A 5281-nucleotide genomic window follows, 5' to 3' on the forward strand; every position below is an offset into this window, starting at 1 on the left:
GTAAGTCAAAGATGTTTAAACGGATGGACTGTTTCGCGAGCAAGCCCGCTCCCACAGGGGTTATGTGTTGCCAATTCAGCCGCGCAGGGCCTTGAGCTTGGCCAGCACCCCTTGCGCCGTCTGCTCGCCCATCAGTTGTTCGCGCACCTTGCCCTTGTCGTCAATGATGTAAGTGACCGGCAACGCCTCGCTACGGGGAATATCGAAGATTTCGTCCGGGTTCTGCGCCAGCACGGTGAACTTGATGCCCAGCTTCTCGCTGGCGGCCTTGAGTTCCTCACCCTGCACATTGTCGAAGTTGACCCCGAACACCCCAACGTTCTGCCCTTTCAGCTGTTCGGCCAGGGCGTTGAGCTCGGGGATTTCCGTGCGGCACGGGCCACACCACTCAGCCCAGTAATTGACCACCAGCCATTGTTTATCCAGGCGCTCGGAGGCGACTTTCTGGCCATATTGGTCAATGCCATAGTCATTGCCGCAGCCGCTCAGCAGCAGGGTTGTGATGATCGCCAATGCACCGATCAGTCGCCTTGTCATGGGGTAATCCTTCGCAAAAATGAACGTTGGCTGCGACCTATCGCCTCTTACGGTTTAAGGACGGACCACAGCGCGGGTAGAATACCCGCCACCTTACGCAAGATGCGACCCGCACATGACCGATCTGACGCTTTATCACAACCCGCGCTGCTCGAAATCCCGTGGTGCGCTGGAACTGCTCGAAGCCCGAGGCCTTGCGCCGACCGTGGTGCGCTATCTGGAAACCCCGCTTGACGCTGCGCAATTGAAAGCGCTGCTGGGCAAACTGGGAATCAGTGCCCGTCAATTGCTGCGCACCGGCGAAGACGAATACAAAACCCTTGGCCTCGCTGATACCAACCTCAGCGACGCGCAACTGATCGCCGCCATTGCCGAGCACCCCAAGCTGATGGAGCGCCCGATCCTGGCAACCGCCGACAAGGCGATTATCGGCCGACCACCGGAAAACGTACTGGAGATTCTGCCGTGACGGCGCCGTATGTGCTGGTGTTGTATTACAGCCGCAACGGCTCGGTCAGCGAGATGGCCCGACAGATAGCCCGGGGCATCGAGCAAGGTGGCCTGGAAGCGCGACTGCGCACGGTGCCGGCCATCTCCACCGAGTGCGAAGCCGTGGCGCCGAGCATCCCGGACGAAGGTGCGCTGTACGCCAGCCTGGACGACCTGAAGCACTGCTCGGGCCTGGCCCTGGGCAGCCCGACCCGCTTCGGCAACATGGCCGCGCCGCTCAAGTACTTCCTGGATGGCACCAGCAACCTGTGGCTCACCGGCGCTCTGGTCGGTAAGCCGGCCGGTGTGTTCACCTCCACCGCCAGCCTGCATGGCGGCCAGGAAACCACGCTGATGTCGATGCTGCTGCCGCTGCTGCACCACGGCATGCTGATCACCGGCCTGCCCTACAGCGAACAGGCACTGCTCGACACCCAGGGCGGCGGCACGCCGTATGGCGCCAGCCACCATTCGGGGCCGGACGGCAAACGCATGCTCGATCAACACGAAATCGCCCTGTGCCGCGCCCTGGGCCTGCGCCTGGCGAACACCGCGGCGCTGCTGGAGAACGGTCGTGGCCAGAAAGCCTAAGGTCCTGCCCGCCCAAGCGTGGCTGGAACCCCGGGTCAAGCTTGCACGCGTGCTGAGCCTGCTGGCTTTTCTGGGCCTGGTGGGGTTGTTGTGCGGCTATTACCTGTTCGTTGCCGACCTGCATGGCGCGCGACCATGGGTGATCCTGCTGATCGAACTGTTGCCCCTGCTGGTGCTGGCGCCGGGCATGCTGCTGGGCAGCGCGCGCGGGCATTCGTGGATGTGCTTTGTGGTGAATCTGTATTTCATCAAGGGCGCGCTGGCGGCGTATGACCCGAACCGGCAATGGTTCGGGGTGCTGGAGATGCTGGCGAGCCTGGTGCTGTTTTGCACCGCGCTGCTCTATGTGCGGTGGCGGCATCAGTTGAATCGCCGCTTGGCTGTAGAACCTGTGCCGGCCTGACGTCCGCTATTGCAGGCAAGCCAGCTCCCACATTTTGAACGCGCCGCCTATCAAATGTGGGAGCTGGCTTGCCTGCGATGGCATCACCTCAATCTCAATGATTGACTGTGTAGGCCAGCATCATCGACAACTGGCACATCGGCCGCCCGCTCTCGGCATGCCACTGGTTGAACGCCCCCTGCACCGTGGCCAGGTCGCGCAGGCTGGTGGGCACCTTGTCGATGATCTTCTGCGCGTTGAGCGCCGCCACCACGTCATAACTCGGTACAAAGGTGTCCTTGCCGACCATGCGCAAGAAGCGCGGCGCTGATAGCCCGCCGAGCTGGTGACCGTGCTTGCTCAGGTACTTCCACAACCCGACGATATCCGTCACCGGCCAGTCGGCGATGAATGCGCCGAAGCTGCCATGCTCCTTCTCGATGTCCAGCACCATTTGCGCATTGCGCGGCACGCTCTTGAGCTTGCCCAGGTGACGGATGATGCGCGTGTCCTGCATCAGCCGCTCCAGGTGCTCGGCGCCCATCAACACAACCTTTTCCGGGTCGAAGCCGAAGAACACCTGTTCGAACGCCGGCCACTTGGCGTCCACCACGCTGTGTTTCAAGCCCGCGCGAAATACCCGCAGCGCCAGGGTCGACAGGTAGCGATCATCGCTGACCTTGCGCAATTGCGCCGGGGTCTTGGGCACGGGCAGATGGGCGTCCAGCTCGGCCGCCGAGCCGAAGCGGTTCAGACAATATTCGTGCAGCCACTTGTAATCGCGCATGCCCTCTCCTGGCAGTCGAATTGAAAACGGCGCCCGCGAGCGCCGTGTGTCAGAGCATTGAAATGGCCTAGAGGTTCACCACATTGACGAAACGCGAAGCCGCCGTCTCGTCGATCTTGAGGCTGGTGAAGTCGAACAGATTACGGTCGGCCAGTTGCGAAGGGATCACGTTCTGCAAGCTGCGGAAGATGCTTTCGGTACGGCCTGGGGTCTTGCGCTCCCAGTCCACCAGCATTTCCTTGACCACCTGGCGCTGCAGGTTTTCCTGGGAGCCGCACAGGTTGCACGGGATGATCGGGAATTGCTTGAAGTCGGAGTAGGCCTGGATGTCCTTCTCGTTGCAATACGCCAGCGGGCGGATCACCACGTTGCGCCCGTCATCGGCCCGCAGCTTGGGCGGCATGGCCTTGAGGGAACCGTTGAAGAACATATTGAGGAAGAAAGTTTCGACGATGTCGTCGCGGTGATGCCCCAGGGCCATCTTGGTCGCGCCGATCTCGTCGGCGAAGGTGTAGAGCGTGCCACGGCGCAGGCGTGAACACAGCGAGCAGGTGGTCTTGCCTTCAGGAATCAGCTCCTTGACCACCGAATAAGTGTCTTTTTCGACAATGTGGTACTCGATGCCCAGCTCTTTCAGGTAAGCCGGCAGCACGTGCTCGGGAAACCCCGGTTGTTTCTGGTCCATGTTGACGGCCACGATCTCGAACTTGATCGGCGCGACCTTTTGCAAGTGCATCAGCACATCGAGCATGGTGTAGCTGTCTTTGCCGCCGGACAGGCAAACCATGACCTTGTCACCGTCCTCGATCATGTTGAAATCGGTGACCGCTTCCCCGGCCAGGCGACGCAGGCGTTTTTGCAGTTTGTTCTGGTTGACCGTAAGAGTGCCCATGGCGCTTGGATCCGCTGAAGTGTGTGACGAAAAGCGCAGCATTTTACCGGTATGAGCGACCGAGTTCCAATGTGGGTTGCATTGCCATCTACAGACCGCGCCGCGATTAGGCCCCCTGTTTACAGCGCGATTTGCTCTAAAGCCCTACAGTTTTTCCGGTCATCACTTCCTATACTGGCACTTGAGGTCGCACAGTTTTCCAGACCTTTCAGGCCATTTGGCCCGCGGGCGCTCCGCTGGGGGGCGATGGTAATAACGACAGGAGTGACTGGCATGATCCATCACGTCGTGGGGCTTTTTACCCATCCCGACCAGGAATGGCGGGAAATTCGTGGCGATAAGGAAGAAAGCATCAGCCACATGTACCTCACTCACACCTTGATTCTTGCGGCGATCCCTGCCGTATCCGCGTTTATCGGCACCACCCAGGTCGGTTGGGTCATCGGCAGCCGCGCACCGGTGATGCTGACCCAGGAAAGCGCGCTGTGGATGACCATCATGTCCTACCTGGCGATGCTGGGCGGCGTGGCGGTGATGGGCGCATTCATTCACTGGATGGCCCGCACCTATGATGCCAACCCCAGCATGGCGCGCTGCGTAGCGTTTGCCACCTACACCGCGACGCCATTGTTCATCGGCGGGTTGGCGGCGCTCTATCCGCACATGTGGCTGGGTATGGTGGTGGGCACGGCAGCCATTTGCTACACGGTGTACCTGCTGTATGTGGGGCTGCCGACCTTCATGAACATCGATCCGGACGAAGGCTTTCTGTTTTCCAGCTCGGTACTGGCCGTGGGCCTCGTGGTACTGGTGGCGATCATGGCATTCACCGTGATCGTCTGGGGCCTGGGCGTCGGTCCGGTCTACACCAACTGACCCCGTCCACCCGCAGACAAGGCCACCGCAAGGTGGCTTTGTGCGCGATGCATGACCATTCGGCGCCTGACAGATTCGGAAACACTCAGCTTTGCGGCATACTGAGCGTCTCTGGAGATATGTACAGCATGCCCGAGCAACTCAATACCCGCGTCGAAGATTGTTTCCTGCTAGCCGAATCCTTTTTCAAACGAAGCTTCAAACGCCCCCAGGTCAGCCTCAAGCTGCGGGGCCAGAAAGCCGGTGTCGCGCATTTGCACGAGAACCTGCTGCGTTTCAACCCACAGTTGTACCGTGAAAACAGCCAACATTTCCTCAAACAGACCGTTGCCCATGAGGTGGCGCACCTGATCGCCCACCAATTGTTTGGCGAGCGCATCCAGCCCCATGGCGAGGAATGGCAACTGATCATGCGCGGCGTGTATGAATTGCCGCCGGATCGTTGCCATAACTATGAAGTGAAACGCCGTCAGGTGACTCGCTACATCTACCGATGCCCGTGTGCGGACAGTGATTTTCCATTTTCGGCACAACGGCATGGGTTGGTGGCCCAAGGGCGGCGGTATGTGTGCCGGCGGTGTCGGCAGACGTTGGTGTTTACCGGGGAAACCCGGGTGGAATGAGGATTTGTGGCGAATTCAAGGGCAGCATCGCAGGCAAGCCAGACACTACCCACCCACTCCGGCACTGCGCCGTTCAGCTATCCGCTGCGCGCTGACCCCCCACC

The 5281-nt window shown here is 60.4% G+C and carries 8 protein-coding genes; 5 read left to right on the forward strand and 3 right to left on the reverse strand.

The window, feature by feature from the left end; translation table 11 throughout:
* Nucleotides 1-75: 75 nt before the first annotated feature.
* Entirely contained in the window at nt 76-537 is a 462-nt protein-coding gene (locus tag ACW9IB_RS29180; RefSeq protein ID WP_457364104.1) for a redoxin domain-containing protein, read from the reverse strand.
* Nucleotides 538-652: 115 nt separating this feature from the next.
* Between ACW9IB_RS29180 and arsC the strand changes: the two genes are divergently transcribed.
* The 3 genes from arsC to ACW9IB_RS29195 are packed head-to-tail and all read left to right on the forward strand — an operon-like array spanning nt 653 to nt 2020.
* Nucleotides 653-1006, forward strand: a complete 354-nt coding sequence (arsC, locus tag ACW9IB_RS29185; protein ID WP_457364105.1) for an arsenate reductase (glutaredoxin) — start codon at nt 653-655, stop codon at nt 1004-1006.
* A complete protein-coding gene (gene wrbA, locus ACW9IB_RS29190) occupies nt 1003-1617 on the forward strand; it encodes an NAD(P)H:quinone oxidoreductase (RefSeq protein WP_457364106.1) in 615 nt (204 codons plus the stop codon). Before arsC ends, wrbA begins: the two co-directional genes overlap by 4 nt.
* Entirely contained in the window at nt 1601-2020 is a 420-nt protein-coding gene (locus tag ACW9IB_RS29195) for a DUF2069 domain-containing protein (protein ID WP_457416767.1), read from the forward strand. The genes wrbA and ACW9IB_RS29195 overlap by 17 nt, the downstream gene beginning before the upstream one ends.
* Nucleotides 2021-2114: 94 nt before the next feature.
* Here the strand turns inward: ACW9IB_RS29195 and ACW9IB_RS29200 are convergent, their stop codons facing one another.
* Complete coding sequence (locus ACW9IB_RS29200; RefSeq protein WP_457364108.1) at nt 2115-2786, reverse strand: DNA-3-methyladenine glycosylase I; 672 nt, start codon at nt 2784-2786, stop codon at nt 2115-2117.
* Between the two features lie 67 nt (nt 2787-2853).
* Nucleotides 2854-3678 carry a tRNA 2-thiocytidine(32) synthetase TtcA gene (ttcA, locus tag ACW9IB_RS29205; protein ID WP_064598661.1) on the reverse strand — a complete coding sequence of 275 codons (825 nt, stop codon included), beginning with the start codon at nt 3676-3678 and terminating at the stop codon, nt 2854-2856.
* Nucleotides 3679-3951: 273 nt separating this feature from the next.
* On the opposite strand from ttcA, the gene ACW9IB_RS29210 reads away from it, so the two are divergent.
* Together ACW9IB_RS29210 and ACW9IB_RS29215 are read left to right on the forward strand one after the other, a co-directional pair.
* Nucleotides 3952-4554, forward strand: a complete 603-nt coding sequence (locus ACW9IB_RS29210; protein ID WP_457364109.1) for a Yip1 family protein — start codon at nt 3952-3954, stop codon at nt 4552-4554.
* A 128-nt stretch (nt 4555-4682) separates the two neighbouring features.
* Nucleotides 4683-5177, forward strand: coding sequence for a SprT family zinc-dependent metalloprotease (locus ACW9IB_RS29215; RefSeq protein WP_457364110.1), 495 nt, complete (start codon nt 4683-4685; stop codon nt 5175-5177).
* The last annotated feature ends 104 nt before the right edge of the window (nt 5178-5281 follow it).

Source organism: Pseudomonas sp. SDO524_S393 (genome assembly GCF_054071875.1).